The following is a 17,992-nucleotide window of genomic DNA, read 5'->3' as shown; positions in this document are numbered from 1 at the left end:
AGACTTTCTATCTGTATTTTATTTGCTAAATTAGGTGCTAAACCAGGCAACGTATCATATAAAAAACAGTTAGCAGTAATTAAACATACAAAAATGAAAAGAATAATTCTCACAGCGTTAGTCATATGTATTAACAATATTGTATTTTCACAATGGATAGTACAAAACTCAACTACAAATAATTCTTTGACCGATATTCAATTTATTGATAATAACATTGGCTTTTCTTCTGGTGCTTCGGGAACGGTTTTAAAAACAGCTAATGGTGGACAAACTTGGCAATTATTACAATCTAACACAAGTGTTTCATTAAACTCCGTTTATGGATTAGATTTAAATAATATTTATATAGGTAAACTATCTTTACGAACAACAACAAATGGCAACTCTTTTTTTGAAATAGGAGGATTAGATTTATTAGGAGGCGTCAAAGAAATATGCTTTTTTGACAGTAGTAATGGAATTATTCTCAATAGTAATGGAATCTTAAAAACAAATAATGAAGCAACTTCTTGGCAATATGCAAATATTTATCCAAGTCAAAATGCCCCATTAGGTCAACTATGGGTTAACGACTTTCAATTTACAGATCTGAATATAGGCTATGCTTATGGAGGATTATCTTCTCAAAATTATGGTGAAATTTTCAAAACAACAGATGGTGGAAACAATTGGGTAGATATAAATTTATCTACTTCTTATATTTCTGCAATGAATTTTATTGACTCTACTATTGGGTATTATTTCACTTACAACTCTGGACTTTCATCAATATATAAAACTATTGATGGTGGTAATAATTGGAACTTAATTAATGACAACATTAATCAGTACATAGCCGATATGGTTTTTATTGATCAACTAATTGGTTATACAGTCTCATTAGATGGTAATATTGACAAAACAATTGATGGAGGAATAACTTGGACTAATTCATATTCAACCAATGGAATTTCATTGTCTTCTATCGAAAAAACACCTAATAATTCATTATATGCAATTGGCAACAATGGATTAATTCTAAAAAATGAAGAATTAGTACTTTCTACTAATGATGAAACTTTATCTGAACATGCTAATTTCTACCCTAATCCTGCAACAGATATTTTACACATAGATTTTAATTATAATTTAAATTCAATTGCAACTATTCAATTGTATAATATATATGGACAACTTATTATTAATAAAACCACACAAAACAAAATTACTGGTCTTAATACTAAACAACTACAAAAAGGAATTTTCTTTTTACAAGTTACTTTAGATAACAAGGTATACAACGAAAAAATTATACTCAAATAAAAACGGCTAACAACGTCTATGATTAATTGTTAGTTCTGTGTGTACTCGGAAAATCCTGCGGATTTTCCTCTGGATCGTTTTCTTTTACTAATTTAGTTCCTCCCAACACAACTAACCATATACAAACACGTTGCGCAAAAGCTAAAAAATGAACCCGATAACAAACTTCATAGAGAAAATTGACCAGAAAAATTTATGGGATAATCGACTTGAATTAAGCCGAAAGGAATATCTGAAAGTGAAAGGCAGTATTGATACAAATCTTTATTTTGTAGTCAGCGGAAGTTTGAGAATCTACGTATTGGAGGAATTTGAAGAAAACATAATTAGGTTCGCTTACAAAAATAATTTTATTGCTTCTTTAGACTCTTTCATAAGCGAAAAACCATCGGATTTATATATTCAAGCAATCAAAAAAACCGAATTAAAAGTTATCAAAAAAAGTACGTTTATGAACTTCGTAGAAAGTTCAAAAGAGCATACCAAAATTTGGCAATTAATACTTGGAGATTTAATCTTTCAACAAATGGAAAGAGAACGAGATATTTTGACTTCTTCTCCTTTAGAAAGGTATAAAAGAGTTTTAGCAAGAAGTCCGCAATTATTTCAAGAAATCCCAAGCAAATATATTGCTTCGTACTTGAGAATGACACCAGAAACATTATCAAGAATTAAAAAGTCTTAATCCAAATCAATGTTTTTGAAAAGAATAATGGTGATTTTTGAGTAAAAAAAATTATGACAATAATATCTGAGAAATTAATACAAGACCTAATAGAAAGAACTCGAATAAATATCAACCAAGCTGAAAAATTCAGCTTGCTTCCTACCGAAAAACTAAATTTCAGAGCCCAAAAGGAAAGTTGGAGTATTTTAGAATGTTTTGAGCACCTGAATTTATATGGCGATTTTTATATTCCAGAAATTAGAAAAAGAATTGAAAGCTCAAAAACACAACCGAAAGAGAATTTCAAATCAGGTCTTTTAGGTAATTATTTTGCAGAAAGTATGTTGCCAAAAGAAAAATTAAACAAAATGAGAACGTTTAAGGGCAAAAACCCTATTGGTAGTAAATTAGATATATCAACGATTAAACGTTTTATTTCACAACAAGAAAAAATATTAAATCTTTTGGATAAGTCAAGAGAAATAGATTTGAACAAAACCAAAACAGCTATTAGTATTTCAAAATTGATTAAATTAAAAATCGGAGATACATTTAGAGTTGTAGTTTATCATAATGAACGACATTTAGTACAAGCAAATAAAGTGTTGAACTAAAAAAAAGACTACACACAACAACGTATAAAACGAATTGCTAGTTATAGCCTACTTACGAAAGTCCTCGCGGATTTTCTATTCTGTTTGTATTTACTAAATTAGTTGCTTAAACCACGTAACTAATCTTATACAAACACGTTAGCAAACATTTGAACAAACTGTATGAAAATAAGAAAGAAAATATTTAAATGGATTCTATATTTTCTTATAATTCCAGTAACATATCTAATTATTTCATTAATCCTGACTTCCATAACCGTTGACAGAATTGTGAATAATGAAAGTTCTGAAAAACTAATATATTTAAATACACATGGAGTTCATTTAGATATTGTAATTCCAATAGAAAATATTGACAGCTTATTATTATCAGGTATAGAACATAACCAAAGTGAAAGTTATTTATCTTTTGGTTGGGGTGATGAAAACTTTTATATAAACACACCTACTTGGGGGGATTTGACTTTCAGTAATGCTTTTAAAGCTATGTTTTTAGAAAGTTCGACATTAATGCACATAACTCGTTATAAATCTGAATGCTCTGACTAGATTGAAATAGAAATATCGGAAGCTGAATTAGAAAGACTGAATACCTATTTGCAAAACACATTTAAAACCAATGACAATGGAATGAAAATCATTTTGGAAAACCAAGGTTACTCATCAATAGATGATTTTTATAAAGCAAAAGGAAGTTACTCTTGTTTTAAAACTTGTAATAGTTGGGTAAATTCTGCTTTCAAAGAAAGTGGTTTAAAATCTTGTTTATGGACACCGTTCGATTTTGGATTGATGAATAAATACGAATAAAAATACGTTTGCTAAAAAAGTATATTATCCATTGCTAGTACTAGCCCACTTACAAAAACATTCGCGACTTTTCTATTACGTTTTTATTCGTTAAATTACGTGCTAAACCAAACAACCATCGATATAAAAACCCGCTGGGTATAAGTTTACCTCACCACCACATTAACTAAAATTAAGCCGATGAATAAAATTACTTATGTTTTACTATTGTGTTCAGTATTTGGGTTCAGTCAAAACATTACATTTAGTGATCCCGATTTGCTCACCTATCTCACCACCAGACCGTGTGTAGACACTGATGGAGATGGCACTTTTGATGCTAATGCAGATTTTAATAATGATAATCTAATTCAATTAAGTGAAGCTAATCAAGTTACCCATTTTAAATTTAGTTCACTTGCTCATAATATTCAAAGTTTAGATGGTTTTGAAAATTTTAGTAATCTCATAGCTTTAGAAGTCACAACTATAGACGTCAATGATTTAGATTTTAGTATTTGGCCATCGCTTCAAACATTAAAACTATCTTCAGATATAGATAGTTTTACATTTAATAATTCAGCATTAACGCATTTTGAACTACAAAACGTTGGGTTTAACAATCCCTTATTTGATTTAACCAATTTACCAAATTTAGAATATGTAAGGGTACAAAGTTCTCATTTAACAGATAATTTAATCTTTGGGACTCATAATAACCTCGAAGAACTTCGTATTTTATCTGGCACCTTTTCTTCATTGAATTTATCCGGAATGCCAGCTCTAAAATACCTTACTATAGATGAATTTGTTGGCGCTAGCATCGATATTTCAAACAATACAATTCTAGAAGAGTTTATCTTTAGATATACAGAAGATCTAACCTTAGTGCAAGGAAGTGATGCCTCTTCATATTTAGAAAAAGTAGATTTTATTCAAGATGACTATTATAACGACAGCCCTTCTAATCTAAATTTAGCATTCAACGAACAAGGATTAACTGATATTGAAATTCGTGGTGTCAATTCATTTTCATTAAGTAATAATACTGTGCCTGTAGGTAATGTAGAATTGTGGTATGTTAATGAAGCTTTAAATATTTATAATTGTAATTTTTCGTATTTAGATAGTTCATTAAATGCTTCACTCTTTGTAGGAAATTCAAACTCTAACGACATCAGTTTATCTAATATAGAAGGCTTAAGGTATTTAACTTTTCAAAGTTTATCTACAAACATGCCCTTAGATTTATCCACAGTTATAACGGAACGCATATCGTTTTCATCGAGTAACTTAACGGAACTTAATTTAAAAAACGGCAATATATTACAGCAGTTTAACAGCAGTTACGATACTGATATGCAATTTATTTGCATTGATAGCAAGGAATTAAGTGTGGTTGAAAACGGTTACCAAAACGAAAATGCATCTGTAGTTATTCATCCTTATTGCTCATTTGTATTAGGAGGTGAATATTATGAAATAACAGGTAATGTTTTAGTGGATCTAGGTACAGGATGTGTGCCGTATAACGCTAATTCAATTTTCGATGTACAATTTACAGTAACAGATAATACAAATTCAGATGTCTTCTATGTTAACAATTTAAACGCGTACAATTACTCACTACCAGAAGGAAATCACACATTGAGTAGTCAGCTCGTTGAATCTAATTATTGGACCATTACCCCTTCAAGTATAGATTTAAGTTTCCCAACAAATCCGAGTCCTAATAGTCAAGATTTCTGTGTAACACCAAACGGAGTGCATAACGACTTAGAAATTGTTATAATTCCTGTTGAAGCTGCAAGACCTGGCTTTGATACGGCTTATAAAATAATCTATAAAAATAAAGGCAACACCACACGTTCTGGCAGTATCGATTTTACATTTAATGATGATGACAAAGGGTTTCTATCTTCAAATCCAGTAGTTAACAGCCAATCTACTGGTAACTTGGTATGGAATTACACCAACCTACAACCATTTGAAACAAGAGAAATTAGCTTTATCATGACTTTAAACTCACCTACTGATGCTGATTTTCCTTTAAATAGTGGTGATATTCTAAATTATGTTGCAACCATTAATCTAGATGGTACAGATGAAACACCCGACGATAACACTTTTAACCTTAATCAAGAGGTTGTAAATGCGTTTGATCCAAATGATAAAACCTGTTTAGAAGGCGAAACCGTAACACCAGACCAGGTTGGTAAATATGTCCATTATGTAATTCGGTTTGAAAACACAGGAAATGCCGACGCGCTAAACGTCGTGGTAAAAGATATTATAGATACCGCAACATACGATATAGCGACCTTAATGCCATTACATGCTAGTCACGATTTTTATACCAGAATAAAAAACAATAATGAGGTTGAGTTTATTTTTGAAAATATTCAATTACCTTTCAATGATACTGATAATGATGGTTATATTTTATTTAAGATAAAAACATTACCGACGCTAAATATTGGCGATAGCTTTAGTAACGAAGCCCAAATTTTCTTTGATTTTAATTCACCGATTATAACCAATAATGAAACAACAAGTATTCAAGAAAGCTTAAGTCTTAGTGAGTACCGTTTAGATCCGATTAAGATCTATCCAAACCCTACTGCAAATAACTTCAAAATTGAAAATTTAGATACTTCCCATATCAAAACCATAGAATTATATACAATTTCGGGTAAAAAACTAAAACAGTTTTCCATCTCCGAAAAATACGATTTACAGGATGTATCTACTGGTGTGTATTTCCTTAAAATTAAAACAGAGTACTCTGAAACAAACAGAAAATTAATTAAATTGTAAAAACCCAAACTCTAACAATGGCTACAAGTCCCTGAACTAGATTACGGAATTTTCATTAATAACTTTTATAAATAAGTCTGTACCTCTGTAAAACTTCTATATGAGTTGAAATAAAACAAACTTACTGTTCAGCTACATTTTATGCAATTGCTCGTTTATATTGACTCCAAAAACTCAGAAGCTTTCGCAGCAATTCGATTCTTTTCACTAAATTGGTTATCTAAACAAGCTAATACCTCGTTTACACAGACGTTAGCAAACATTAAAATAACGTATTAGCAACAAAAACTATATACTATGAAACAAATTTACATTTTATTTACAATTTTAATTCTCTTTCCTTATGGTAAGGAATTAGATGCTCAAACCATTTGGACAGGTCCAGATTTAACATTCTCGAAAGCTGGTTCTGTAGATTGGACATTGGAAGACAATCAAGATCGCTTAACAGATAATGTATGGATCACAAGACAAAACAGAAAATCGATATATAATTATAAATGGTGGCAAGACAACTTCAGTGTAGATGCTTCACCCGAAGATTTATCTTATGATTTTTGGAATGACGATTGGGACGGAATACCTTCTGAAACTTTTACTGCAACAGGAGGTACTAAAGGAATTAAATGGGCCTTATTAGATGATACAGGCTCTACTACTGATTGGACAGGTTATAATTATGGTGTGCTAGGTGATCCTGCTAATTTTTATAGTTTTAACAATATCATTCAGATAATTGAGATTTTAGAGGAAACAACCGGAGATTTTAGTACTATTAGCGTAACAGATGATTTTACAGTAACCTTTAATGAAGATGATTATGCCTCACCAGATATCGGAGACTATATTGTTGGGAAAAAATTTGGTGTTTGGTTAGTGGACGATGATGTCTATTTAACTCTAACAATTAACACTTGGGGCTCTGGTGGCGGAGGTGGTGCTTTTTCTTATACGCGCTCTACTGACCAAACATTAAGTACAAACGATCTAGAATTAGAAAAAGACCTCACCTTATCTCCAAACCCTTCAAGTGAATTTATTAAAATTTCTAACTTAAAATCAAAAGCCTCTTATAGCGTATATAATATTTTAGGTGCTAACATTAAAAGTGGCAGTGTTTCAGAAAATGAGACAATTGATATTCGAGACCTCACAGAAGGAGTGTATTTCTTAAAAATTAACAATAGAAATACAATTAAGTTTATAAAAGAATAGAACATCAACTAAGGGTTGCTAACGTGTAAAAATTCAATAGCTACAAAACACTAAAACTTGTGGTTATTGAATTTTTGTAATTTTAACGCTAATTCATAAATAAAAAAAATAATTAGCTGTATGCTATTCCATTCTCTACATGCTTAAAAAAATAAATATGTCAATAGAAAACATACCTGAAATCTATATTGAGAATAAAAAAGAAAATCCCGACGTATTTGTTTACGATTTTAAAATGACTAACGATGTTGTTAAAAGCAAAGTGAATTTAAGCATGAATATGTTTAGCTTTCTTCAAGTAGGAAAAAAGCAAGTACATTTTGCAAACACCTCTAAAGCAGTTAATAGCGAACAGTCTTTACTATTAAAAAAAGGAAACTGGCTTTGGACAGAGTTGCTAGATACCGAAGCGATTTACTATTGTAAACTCTTCTTTTTTTCAGAAAAAAAACTCACCGATTTTTTAAGCAAGTACACCAAAGATGTAAAGCCTTACCAAGAAAAAGTACCTTATTTTGTTATTGAAAATGATGATTATATTGCTTCCTTTATAAGTTCACTATCGGCTAAAATGTTTGAAAATAGTGACTATTGCGATGCCATGTTATCACTAAAATTTGAAGAAATATTACTGTATCTATTAGACAAACATGGTAAGGAATTTGAGCATTACCTGCACGCTTTAATATCTAAAGAGGTGTCACCATTCAAAAACATTGTAGAAGATCATATCCATTCTAACTTAAAGCTCGAAGAAATTGCATTTTTATGCAATATGAGTTTGTCTACGTTTAAAAGACATTTTACTGCCGAGTATAAAGAAGCCCCTGGAAAATGGCTAAAAGATAAACGACTACAAAAGGCTAAAGAACTTTTACAAGGAGGTGATTTAAAAGCCTCAGACATCTATTTAGAAGTGGGTTACAATAATCTGTCTAACTTTAGTGTAGCCTTTAAAAACAAGTTCGGAATTAGTCCAACAGAAATATAAAAAACATAGACATTTCACAAAATACTGATTATTAGTTAGTTATATATATTTTAATATTTGTTTAACATTAAAAAAAGTAAGTTGAACCGTTTTCATAAGTTATTGAACCATATCAATAAATAAGAAGCTTCTTCTCCATTCTACATTTGTACCATAATTACAAACGCTTGTTTTTTCAAGCAGAATTTAAAAAATTAAAAAAATAGTAATATGGCAAATGTAACAAAACCCGAATTTAAAGAAAGATACGGAAACTTTATTGGAGGTAAATTTATGGACCCTATTAAAGGGCAATATTTTGAAAACAGATCTCCTGTAGATGGTAAAGTATTTACACAAGCAGCAAGATCAACACAAGAAGATATAGATCTTGCTTTAGATGCAGCTCACGAAGCGTTTCCGGAGTGGAGTAACTCCTCTGCTACAGAACGTAGTAATGCGTTATTAAAAATTGCTCAAGTTATGGAAGATAACTTAGAGTATTTAGCAACCTTAGAAACCATTGATAATGGTAAGCCAATTCGTGAAGCTCGTGCTGCAGATATTCCTTACTGTATAGATCATTTCCGTTATTTTGCAGGAGTTATTCGTGCAGATGAAGGGAGTATTTCAGAACACGATAAAGATACCGTTAGTATAGTTCTACATGAACCAGTTGGTGTTGTGGGCGAAATTATTCCTTGGAACTTCCCAATGTTAATGTTAGCCTGGAAAATTGCTCCAGCTTTAGCCGCAGGTTGTACTGCAGTTGTAAAACCAGCAGAACAAACACCTACCAGTGTTATGGCTTTAATGGAATTAATTGGTGATATTTTACCAGCTGGTGTATTAAACATTGTTACTGGTTTTGGTAAAGAAGCTGGTGCAGCTTTAGCTACATCTAAGAGAATTGCAAAATTGTCATTTACAGGTTCTACAGAAACAGGACGTACTGTATTACATAATGCAGCAGAAAATATTATTCCTGTAACTATGGAATTAGGTGGTAAATCTCCTAACATTTTCTTCCCATCTGTAGCTGATCAAGATGATGAATTCTTTAGTAAAGCTATAGAAGGAGCATTAATGTTTGCCTTAAATCAAGGTGAAATTTGTACCTCTCCATCGCGTATTTTAGTACACGAAGATATTGCTGATCGTTTTGTAGAAAAAATGCAAGAACGTCTAAAATTAGTAAAACCAGGTAACCCGTTAGATCCAGAAACCATGATTGGCTCTCAGGTATCTAAAGAGCAATACGAAAAAATATTAAACTATATTAAAATTGGTATTGAAGAAGGTGCAGCGGTATTAGCTGGTGGTGAAGCTGGGAATTATGAAGGCGAATTAGCTGATGGTTACTATGTACAACCAACCGTTTTAAAAGGAGATAACAAAATGCGTGTATTCCAAGAAGAAATTTTTGGACCTGTAGTAGCATTAACAACCTTTAAAACTACTGAAGAAGCAATCGCTATTGCAAACGATACACCTTACGGTTTAGGTGCTGGTGTTTGGTCTCGTGATGCTCACGAATTATATCAAGTACCACGTTCAATAAAAGCTGGTAGAGTTTGGGTTAACCAATACAATACCTATCCTGCGCACGCTCCTTTTGGTGGTGTTAAAGAATCTGGTTTTGGTCGTGAAAACCACAAAATGGCCTTAGATCATTACCGTGTTGTAAAAAACATGTTAATCTCTTACGACAAAAAACCAATGGGCTTCTTTTAATTGAAACCTCAAAATTAGTTCTCATAAAACCTCGGAAATTCCGGGGTTTTATTGTTTAATAAAGTATTAGAATAGTTGTTTTTTAATTTCAAATGAACAACCGGAGTAGACAAGTTTAAAATGACTTTACTAAATGTGAAAAATTAAGTCCATTTCCCAATATTCAATTAATAATCAAATACTGAAAAGAGTGTATTTTTAGTAAAATAAGATTGAAAAATAATAGCTATAACATAAAGGTGTGCTAGCATTTTTAACCTATTAGTAATTAGAGTACACTTACTATATTTATTCGCAGACTTTCTAACTGTAAATTATTTGCTAAATTACGTAACAAAATCATCATCAAAATCAATTCTCACACTATGAAGCAAATAGTACTTATGCTATGTCTTTTATGCTGTAGTTGTCATACAAAAGATAATACAAATGAATTACATGAGGAAACCCAAACTGAACAAAATCAGGATAAAATTAAAGTTTTAAACTTCGGAACATTCCATTTTGGTTATACTCCAGATGCTAACAAAACTGAATTTAACGAACATAGTGAGGAAGCACAGAAAGAAGTAAGAGAAATTTCTAAAATGTTAGCGCAGTTTAAACCTACCATCATATGCATTGAAAACTTACCAAAATTTAATAACGAGATAAATAAAGCCTATCAAGAATTTTTAGAAAACCCAACCACATTAAATACCAATTACGGAGAAAGTAGTATGATTGGTTTTGACGTAGGTAGATTAAGCAATGTAAAAAAGATCTACGGAATAGATAATCATATGGGCTATAATTATAGTGTTGGAGACTTCATAGAAAACAGTCCTGATCTCGAAAATTCCATTGATGCAGAAACGTATTTGCAACTTACAAACGAGCCGTTTAAAGGCTATCCCGAAATAGCAAAACGCGAAGCGAAATATAACGAGCTATCTCTAATAGAAAAATTAAAATTATGTAACGAACCAATACATCTCGACTACTCAATTAATACCAATGCAGACAAATTGCTCTACGTAGGTATAGATAATGGATTTGAAGGTGCCGATGCTGCTGCCGTGTTCTATCACAGAAATATGAAAATATACTCTAACCTCAACAGAATCCCAATGACAAAAAACGATAGAGTATTTATAATTATGGGAACGGCTCATACCGCTTTTTTAAGAGAATTTATGAGAAGAAGCCCTAAATTTGAAATGGTTAACACACTAGATTATTTAAAATAGAACCCTCTACTTAATCATTTATAAAACGAAGACTAAATGATTTAAATAAGCCTAAAAAAAACATTGTGTTTAATCTCATTTTTCAATACAAAAAGTAAAAACTCTTTGTTTATAGTATTTACAAAAGATTGGGCAACAAATAGGCAACATTTCAGTATAAATAAGGGTATTTATATAACAAATATTAACAATTAGATGATCTATTTATCTTGTGCTAAAATAACTATTTTAAACAAAAAAACCGCTTCCAAAGGAAACGGTTTTAAATATCTATTCAGAAGCGTTTAAGCTGCCGTACCAGAGTCTAAATAGATACTGTTTGATACTTGGCTACCATCTGCTGAAACAAATGCCATAAAAAGCTCTACTGTGTCTCCTGCATAAGTTGAAGGAATTGTAATTGTTTGAGAACCTGTTGTTCTATCTGCACCATCAAGAATATACATTGACTCTTTTTTACCCGGATTATAAACCAACACCATAGCTTTATCAGTAGCATTTGCATTACCTTCTGCCGAGTTATCATCCCAAGTAAATGTTACTTGCCCTGCTGTGGTTAAATCTGTTGTAGGGTTTAATGGACTTGATAAGTTTCCTCTACTTAAAAGAGCTAAAGAATAGTCTATAGTAAAGTTTGGTGCAGTACCCCCTACTGCATTGTTTAGCACATAAGACATCGCAGCATTAAACTCTGTTTTTTGTACTGCATAGCCTTTGTAACCCACTTTAATAAAGCCTAAATTAGGCTGTAAATAACTTAACGTAAGCGCAAATTTTGTTCTTTGACTTACTTGCCCTTCCGTACGTGGATTAGCCACGTTAGAAGGCTTAATTCTCAAATAGTCAATACCTTTCCAAGAAGCACCAACTACGTTTCCTACTTTCCCTGATACACCGCCAAGGATTCCTTGTGAAATAACACCCATAACATTTATAAATTTAAATTAACGTTCATTCGGATTTGGTACGGACTTGATTCGAGTAAATTACCCTTTCATCAAGTATACGCAAAATTGATGCCTTATAGAACTTTTCAGCATCGTTTAGCCCCTATTGTCGCAAAATGAAACGAACCCCAAACCTTTATAATTTTTAAAAAAGAAAACGAAAAAAAGAAAACAAATAACTTGCAGGCGATGGCTATGGCGACAAGGTTTTTAGTGAAAAATATTGCTGCAAGAAAAGGTTTTTGAAAAATGCACCGAGATAGGTGCAATATTTTTTTCAAAACCCGAAGGGCTTGACCTTTTCGGCATATAGCGTTGGCTTATGAAAGCCAGCTAAATTTGTGGTCTTTTTTTTGTTTTTACCAATCGGAAAACTCTGAGCGTTCTTGAATATTTTCTTCAATTTTTTCGTAACCTACAAGCTTATAATCATAGAGAGTACCTAAACTGAAATTTATTACTTCTCTTTCATCTATTTCAAACTCAAACTCGGCAGGAAGCAATAAATCTAATCTATAAATACTATTTTCAGAAACGTGGGTTACGTTCCAATATCTATCGTCTTCACTATCATAATGAGCCATTGATAAATCATTATAAGTTAATGGTAATTGTAAATCTACTTTAGCTCTAATATCCATTTGAACCAAGTTTTCCTCTAAAGATGTTATAATTAATGAAGAAACCTCAAAATTTAAAATTTCACCCAAGCCATATTCCAATTCTACATAGTATGGGTCAGATAACAATCTTTCATAAAGTAGTATCGAAAAATTATCTGTGTAATCATCAATAGATTCTTTTAATTCATCTATAGCTAGGTTTAAATTTGAAGATAAAATACCATAAACGGCTTTGTAGTAATTGCTTGCGTTAACAAATACATTTAACATCTGTCCAATCCCATTGATGACCTCAAAACTCTTTGAAACATAACTCAACATATCATTATCCGAAGAAATCACAAATGCACCAGACATATTTATATCGCACCAATGTTCTATAGTATTTAAAATAAAAGCATCTGGAAATTCATCCTTTTTTTGACCTGTACCAAAAGGGGATTTTTTATCAAAATACAGTTTAAAGACTTCATTATGATTTGCTATTTCAGATGATATAATTTCTATATTTTTTTCTTTTAAAAAAGAATCAAAATGGTTCTTCAATTCAATGAAATCTGATTCAATTTCAACTTTAGGAATAGAATAAAATTGTTTATATTTTTCAGTTTGCCTTAATAAATTACCTTCTTTGTTTAATAATGCAGAAGCTTTTTTAAAAGCTGTTTTAGCTTTAATTAAATTTTCCTGAATACGTTTCAAACATTCTTGATATGTAATATCTACTATTTTAACTTGTATTCCTTCTTCAATTGACTGATCCAATAATTGATTAAGTTTTTTACCCTCAGTAAAATTCTCACTTTGAAAAACATTGGTGTCTAAAAAAATAATATTGTATTCTAAAATCATATATGTATATAAAGTCTACAATTTATGAAATTTTCTTGAGCAGGTAAACAAGCGCAGCTATAGTACAGCAAGGAATGAAGCGCAGCGAGAATGGATTGCTGTAACTATAAAGCGAGCCGCCAGCGAGTTGAGCAAGGGTGTTATGGTGGATAGCTTGAAGCTTTAGCGTAAAGCTGCCATAACTACGTGTTACACGCAGGGTTGGCGGTGTTTTTGATTCGGATGTTGTTTATTAACTTGACTTATTATTTCAATTGTTAATTTAATTATGAAGTGTGCTACTCAAAAACAGTGACAACCCGATTAGCCCGAAGCGAACAGCAGGCGAGCCAAATTATTAAGTAGCGGTTGTACCCCAATTTATGTTTTGTGAGCTACAAGCGAACACCTTATTGGGGTTTGGGGTGCAAGAGTAGCTACGGGTGAGGCAGTTGTGTAGTGTGTGAAATAAAGCAAATATATAGTGCTAACGAGGATGTGTCACCGCAGTAGTGCTATATATGGTAAGCACCAATACGACCAACGAGAGTATTTGTGATTATGCTTTATGGAACAAAATGGAACAGCTGACGAACACCGCTTTACCTGCTCTTACGGAATTGAGCGCAAAGGCTAAAGTACAGGTTGGAATTTTGTAGCGTCTTGCGGTAGCAAGGTGCGGAAAATATTGCAACTTGTACTGTGGGGAACGGAAGCTCTTGTGATTGCGTGCGTGAAGAGCAACGAAACAAACGGAAACGCAAGTGCTTGTAGTGGGGACTTATAACTTGGGATATTCAATTCCTATTGATGCATATAAACGCCTTACCTTCATACGCCAATGAATACTTGCCATTTGCCAAGATTTACTACCTTCTACGTGTAATATATTATCGTGAGAGTGACGCATTTTTTGTTTTGATGCCATTCTTCTATCAAATAGCAACAATAAGTGAGGATTATCTATTGGGTCTGGTTCTTCATCTAAATCAAAGATGTTTCTATCGGTATCTTTGTTAAATTTTGCTTTCTTCTCTTGTAATAGTTTATATAAATCGATAAGGTTATTTGACTCTGTAATATGGTCTAAATCGTAAATATCTTTTTTGGCTGGTCTGTTAGAACAACTTATTAATTTGAACAATCCAATATCCACTACATTATAACATCTTATTTCTTTAAAGACTTCAACAGGATATAAAGCCTTCATATTTTGAATAATGTCAATTTTTATAGTAACATCACCTTTTGATATATAAAAACGAAGGTCTACAAACTGGTCATTTATATTAACTGGATAAATAACATTTGTTAGGTTTTTACCATAAAAAGCTTTTGCTTCTTTTTCGATAGATTTAAAGCCTTTTATACCGATAATTTCTGTAGAAAATAGGTCAATATCTTCAGATATGCGATGATTAAAGCGTAAAGCTAAATTAGTACCACCAGCCAAGGCAAATTTAGACAAACTTGGTAAAGCCTGTAATTCTTTAATGGTTTTTAAAAGTACAGAGGAAACCGCTTGCATCGTTATACTGCGTAGCGGTAAAATGGTTTTGTATTGTAGCGTTTACTTACCAATTCGCATACTTGATTACTAATATTTTCTTTAGTATGCTTTAAAATATCTACAATTTCATTTTTAGAATAATATGCTTCTAATACAGTAATATCTTTAGGGAAGGTTTCTTTGGTAGTAGCATATAAAGCTCTTGGAATAATAATATCTTTATCTCTTTTAAGAGATAATTTACTACTATCCATATCCCAAAATGCATATTTAGGGAATACTTTAGATATGTCTATTCTTCTACTCAAAACTTCTTTTATTCTTCCTTTTAATAGTTTGTATATGCGCCTATACTTAATACAAAGATATAAAATAGAATTTAATTCACTATCTATTAAAACATTAGTTTAACTATTTACAGCAATATCTATACCACTATTTATAGTATTAGACTAATCTTTATCCTCTGTTAAATTCTGTACTTGTTCCTCTATATCTAATTTGATAAGTTCCCAAACTTTGTCTTTATAACAATTTGGTATTAAATCATCTTCAGCTAATGAAAAGTCTATACATTGGGTTAAAAGCTCTTCTGTTGTTGCACCATAAGGATTTCGTTGTTCATAGAAATCTAACATTTGTTCTAATGTAAATACATCTAAAAGCTCGTGGATGTCCCAAAAATCTTTTTTACGACCACCATTAGCAATCACTTCAAACTTCATTGCTGCTATTTCTTCATTAGAGGCTAAACGTATATTGCCTTCTTCTAATAATGGAAAAACAAAAGGATCTGTATAATAAATATCTAATTTAAGTGCATTATTTTCATCTTCACCGACGAAATAAGACCTGCCAAAAACAACTTCACCTACAGAGGACGTTACTACATAAGGAAATACATCATTTAAAATTTCTTCTAAACGATTAAAATCAATACTACCATATTCTGCATCTGTAAATAAATCAATATCAATAGATTCTCTATGCCCCTGTTGTAGACTTAATGATGTACCACCAACTAATCTAAAACTATTAAATTCTTCAATAGTCATTAGGGTATTTAAAGATTCCCAAAGTAAATCGGAAACGGTATTAAGGTATAAAGGCATTTAAAACTTAAATAAGTTGAAAGTCTTCTGCATTTTTTTGAAATGTAGATAAACGGGATTGCTTAATAGACTTTGCTATTCTTGAAACTGTTCTTTTACCGTAGAATTTTATGATTTCGTTGATTTCTTTATCATTACCACGTTCTAAAACTCTTTTGATAATGGCACGTTTATTTTTGTCCCAATCTATTTTATCAAATGATGTATCCCAAAATAGTACTTTTCTGATATTGTTTAGATTTGGTGTTCTTTTACTATTTTCAGTTAATTTACTTTTTACTTCATAACCCGCTTGCAGCATCATAAAATAATCTTTTTCTGTATGAAAGTAATCTGCCAACTTAATTGATAGCTCTGGATTGATACCTCTCTTTTGATTTATAATAGCACTAATGGTTTGTTTATGCTCACCTATAGACGTAGCTAATTGAGAGCTTTTAATATTATTACGCTTTATTTCGCGGTGTAATATTAGCCCTGGATGTATGCCTTTTATTTTAGCTATTTTAGGTAACATAGTTTCTTTTGTCATACAAATGTATGTATAAATAGATTAGTAAACAAAATTGTTTACTTTTTATTAACAGTAATATAGTGCTGTAATACTTTGTTTATTATGTATTTAAGCAAAAATAATGCCGAATATTTGATGTATATTGGAATTAAGCTTTAGATTCTAAATTGAATGCTACACCAGACTTAACAATTTCAGTAACATTGATAGTAGGCATTAAGAAGTTATTAAAAGGTGTGTTTTCTGTTCTACTGTGCAAAACACCTCTTGCCGTACCAATGGTTAACATAATTAAATGACGCATAAAATCAACAGGAATAGTCAATTTGGTTTTGTCTTTATTTTTAAAACTTTCCCAAGCATCATCTACAATTTTGAAATGACACGCTATTTCCAATACTAAAAATGCTTTTTTATCTTGATAAAATGCTGGTGATACAAACACCGCTACCATTTTGTCTTTTTCATTAATGCCATATTTAGCGTTTACGCTAAATTGTACATCTTCCCCTTCTTTAAAAGCAGATTCAATTATTGCAAATTGCTCTGTTGTTATTTTCTTTAATGAAAATCCTATTTTATTAGACATTATGCCACTACCTTTAAATGATTATCTCCACGACGTACATAGCTTGAAGTTTCTATCATTTCGCTATAATCAAAAGACAACTTGTTATCGTCTTGAATTAATTTTCCAAAATGATAATTGAAATGCATTAGCTCTTTGGCCTTAATAGTCACCGTAAACTTATCTTCGCTTGAAAGCATTTCTTCTTTCTTGACTTCCTCTTGAGGTACTTCAATAAGTTTTACACCTAATATTTTACCTACTTTAGTAATGGTATCAATCCCTAAACGTTCTTGCCCTTTTAACAGCTTGCTTATATATTGTGGTGAGCAATCTAAAGCCTCTGCCAATTCTTTTTGGCTTTTAGGATATGTGTCTGTAGCCTTATTTGCCTTTAAGGCAGATAATACCTTAACCGCAATTTTAAAAGAAATATCAAGCCACTCTTCATTTTCCTTTCTCCACTTGGCTTTTTCTAACCATCCGGACTTTTCTTTAGAAACTAATTTTTTAAATTTATCTAATTTAGTATTTGTCATAGTGTTTT

At 31.4% G+C, this 17,992-nt stretch carries 16 protein-coding genes and 1 pseudogene; 9 read left to right on the top strand and 8 right to left on the bottom strand.

Annotated elements, in window-relative coordinates:
- Window positions 1-93 precede the first annotated feature (93 nt).
- The 9 genes and pseudogenes from C8N41_RS10985 (at window position 94) to C8N41_RS10945 (ending at window position 11,340) form a co-directional block, all read left to right on the top strand.
- Window positions 94-1,305 carry a T9SS type A sorting domain-containing protein gene (locus C8N41_RS10985; protein ID WP_115839290.1) on the top strand — a complete coding sequence of 404 codons (1,212 nt, stop codon included), beginning with the start codon at window positions 94-96 and terminating at the stop codon, window positions 1,303-1,305.
- 148 nt (window positions 1,306-1,453) lie between these two features.
- Window positions 1,454-1,990 carry a Crp/Fnr family transcriptional regulator gene (locus C8N41_RS10980; RefSeq protein ID WP_115839289.1) on the top strand — a complete coding sequence of 179 codons (537 nt, stop codon included), beginning with the start codon at window positions 1,454-1,456 and terminating at the stop codon, window positions 1,988-1,990.
- Window positions 1,991-2,043: 53 nt separating this feature from the next.
- Entirely contained in the window at window positions 2,044-2,586 is a 543-nt protein-coding gene (locus C8N41_RS10975; protein WP_115839288.1) for a DinB family protein, read from the top strand.
- A gap of 162 nt (window positions 2,587-2,748) precedes the next feature.
- Window positions 2,749-3,396: pseudogene (locus tag C8N41_RS17160) on the top strand (DUF2459 domain-containing protein).
- A gap of 180 nt (window positions 3,397-3,576) precedes the next feature.
- Window positions 3,577-6,192 (top strand): T9SS type A sorting domain-containing protein, encoded by a 2,616-nt coding sequence (locus tag C8N41_RS10965; protein ID WP_115839287.1) that lies wholly within the window; start codon window positions 3,577-3,579, stop codon window positions 6,190-6,192.
- A gap of 297 nt (window positions 6,193-6,489) precedes the next feature.
- Window positions 6,490-7,407: a T9SS type A sorting domain-containing protein gene (locus C8N41_RS10960; RefSeq protein ID WP_115839286.1), complete on the top strand. Its 918-nt coding sequence runs from the start codon at window positions 6,490-6,492 to the stop codon at window positions 7,405-7,407.
- Between the two features lie 157 nt (window positions 7,408-7,564).
- Window positions 7,565-8,398 (top strand): helix-turn-helix domain-containing protein, encoded by an 834-nt coding sequence (locus tag C8N41_RS10955; protein WP_115839541.1) that lies wholly within the window; start codon window positions 7,565-7,567, stop codon window positions 8,396-8,398.
- Window positions 8,399-8,608: 210 nt separating this feature from the next.
- Window positions 8,609-10,111 (top strand): aldehyde dehydrogenase family protein, encoded by a 1,503-nt coding sequence (locus C8N41_RS10950; RefSeq protein ID WP_115839285.1) that lies wholly within the window; start codon window positions 8,609-8,611, stop codon window positions 10,109-10,111.
- A gap of 365 nt (window positions 10,112-10,476) precedes the next feature.
- Window positions 10,477-11,340 carry a DUF5694 domain-containing protein gene (locus C8N41_RS10945; RefSeq protein WP_249033268.1) on the top strand — a complete coding sequence of 288 codons (864 nt, stop codon included), beginning with the start codon at window positions 10,477-10,479 and terminating at the stop codon, window positions 11,338-11,340.
- A gap of 284 nt (window positions 11,341-11,624) precedes the next feature.
- On the opposite strand, the gene C8N41_RS10940 is transcribed toward C8N41_RS10945, so the two are convergent.
- The 8 genes from C8N41_RS10940 to C8N41_RS10905 form a co-directional block, all read right to left on the bottom strand.
- Window positions 11,625-12,266 carry a DUF6266 family protein gene (locus tag C8N41_RS10940; RefSeq protein WP_115839284.1) on the bottom strand — a complete coding sequence of 214 codons (642 nt, stop codon included), beginning with the start codon at window positions 12,264-12,266 and terminating at the stop codon, window positions 11,625-11,627.
- A 380-nt stretch (window positions 12,267-12,646) separates the two neighbouring features.
- Complete coding sequence (locus C8N41_RS10935) at window positions 12,647-13,762, bottom strand: PIN domain-containing protein (RefSeq protein ID WP_115839283.1); 1,116 nt, start codon at window positions 13,760-13,762, stop codon at window positions 12,647-12,649.
- Window positions 13,763-14,522: 760 nt separating this feature from the next.
- A complete protein-coding gene (locus C8N41_RS10930) occupies window positions 14,523-15,269 on the bottom strand; it encodes a nucleotidyl transferase AbiEii/AbiGii toxin family protein (RefSeq protein ID WP_115839282.1) in 747 nt (248 codons plus the stop codon).
- Between the two features lie 2 nt (window positions 15,270-15,271).
- Window positions 15,272-15,559: a DUF6922 domain-containing protein gene (locus C8N41_RS10925; RefSeq protein ID WP_115839281.1), complete on the bottom strand. Its 288-nt coding sequence runs from the start codon at window positions 15,557-15,559 to the stop codon at window positions 15,272-15,274.
- 144 nt (window positions 15,560-15,703) lie between these two features.
- Window positions 15,704-16,363, bottom strand: coding sequence for a nucleotidyl transferase AbiEii/AbiGii toxin family protein (locus C8N41_RS10920; protein ID WP_115839280.1), 660 nt, complete (start codon window positions 16,361-16,363; stop codon window positions 15,704-15,706).
- Window positions 16,364-16,370: 7 nt separating this feature from the next.
- The gene (locus C8N41_RS10915) at window positions 16,371-16,895 is read right to left on the bottom strand and encodes a HigA family addiction module antitoxin (RefSeq protein WP_115839279.1); all 525 of its coding nucleotides are present in this window, start codon (window positions 16,893-16,895) and stop codon (window positions 16,371-16,373) included.
- Between the two features lie 130 nt (window positions 16,896-17,025).
- Window positions 17,026-17,466, bottom strand: a complete 441-nt coding sequence (locus tag C8N41_RS10910) for a hypothetical protein (RefSeq protein ID WP_115839278.1) — start codon at window positions 17,464-17,466, stop codon at window positions 17,026-17,028.
- On the bottom strand, window positions 17,466-17,984 hold the full coding sequence (locus C8N41_RS10905) for a helix-turn-helix domain-containing protein (RefSeq protein WP_115839277.1): 519 nt from the start codon (window positions 17,982-17,984) through the stop codon (window positions 17,466-17,468). Before C8N41_RS10905 ends, C8N41_RS10910 begins: the two co-directional genes overlap by 1 nt.
- Window positions 17,985-17,992 lie beyond the last annotated feature (8 nt).

This window comes from Winogradskyella sediminis, from assembly GCF_003387355.1.
GTDB lineage: Bacteria > Bacteroidota > Bacteroidia > Flavobacteriales > Flavobacteriaceae > Winogradskyella > Winogradskyella sediminis.
This window is presented reverse-complemented; position numbering and strand designations above follow the sequence as displayed.

What these genes read in the sequence shown, in the direction of transcription:
- C8N41_RS10930 (WP_115839282.1), bottom strand. Translation starts at nt 15,269, where the DNA reads ATGCAAGCGGTTTCCTCTGTACTTTTAAAAACCATTAAAGAATTACAG.
- C8N41_RS10915 (WP_115839279.1), bottom strand. Translation starts at nt 16,895, where the DNA reads ATGACAAAAGAAACTATGTTACCTAAAATAGCTAAAATAAAAGGCATA.
- C8N41_RS10985 (WP_115839290.1), top strand. Translation starts at nt 94, where the DNA reads ATGAAAAGAATAATTCTCACAGCGTTAGTCATATGTATTAACAATATT.
- C8N41_RS10940 (WP_115839284.1), bottom strand. Translation starts at nt 12,266, where the DNA reads ATGGGTGTTATTTCACAAGGAATCCTTGGCGGTGTATCAGGGAAAGTA.
- C8N41_RS10960 (WP_115839286.1), top strand. Translation starts at nt 6,490, where the DNA reads ATGAAACAAATTTACATTTTATTTACAATTTTAATTCTCTTTCCTTAT.
- C8N41_RS10965 (WP_115839287.1), top strand. Translation starts at nt 3,577, where the DNA reads ATGAATAAAATTACTTATGTTTTACTATTGTGTTCAGTATTTGGGTTC.
- C8N41_RS10945 (WP_249033268.1), top strand. Translation starts at nt 10,477, where the DNA reads ATGAAGCAAATAGTACTTATGCTATGTCTTTTATGCTGTAGTTGTCAT.
- C8N41_RS10975 (WP_115839288.1), top strand. Translation starts at nt 2,044, where the DNA reads ATGACAATAATATCTGAGAAATTAATACAAGACCTAATAGAAAGAACT.
- C8N41_RS10950 (WP_115839285.1), top strand. Translation starts at nt 8,609, where the DNA reads ATGGCAAATGTAACAAAACCCGAATTTAAAGAAAGATACGGAAACTTT.
- C8N41_RS10920 (WP_115839280.1), bottom strand. Translation starts at nt 16,363, where the DNA reads ATGCCTTTATACCTTAATACCGTTTCCGATTTACTTTGGGAATCTTTA.
- C8N41_RS10910 (WP_115839278.1), bottom strand. Translation starts at nt 17,466, where the DNA reads ATGTCTAATAAAATAGGATTTTCATTAAAGAAAATAACAACAGAGCAA.
- C8N41_RS10955 (WP_115839541.1), top strand. Translation starts at nt 7,565, where the DNA reads ATGTCAATAGAAAACATACCTGAAATCTATATTGAGAATAAAAAAGAA.
- C8N41_RS10905 (WP_115839277.1), bottom strand. Translation starts at nt 17,984, where the DNA reads ATGACAAATACTAAATTAGATAAATTTAAAAAATTAGTTTCTAAAGAA.
- C8N41_RS10980 (WP_115839289.1), top strand. Translation starts at nt 1,454, where the DNA reads ATGAACCCGATAACAAACTTCATAGAGAAAATTGACCAGAAAAATTTA.
- C8N41_RS10935 (WP_115839283.1), bottom strand. Translation starts at nt 13,762, where the DNA reads ATGATTTTAGAATACAATATTATTTTTTTAGACACCAATGTTTTTCAA.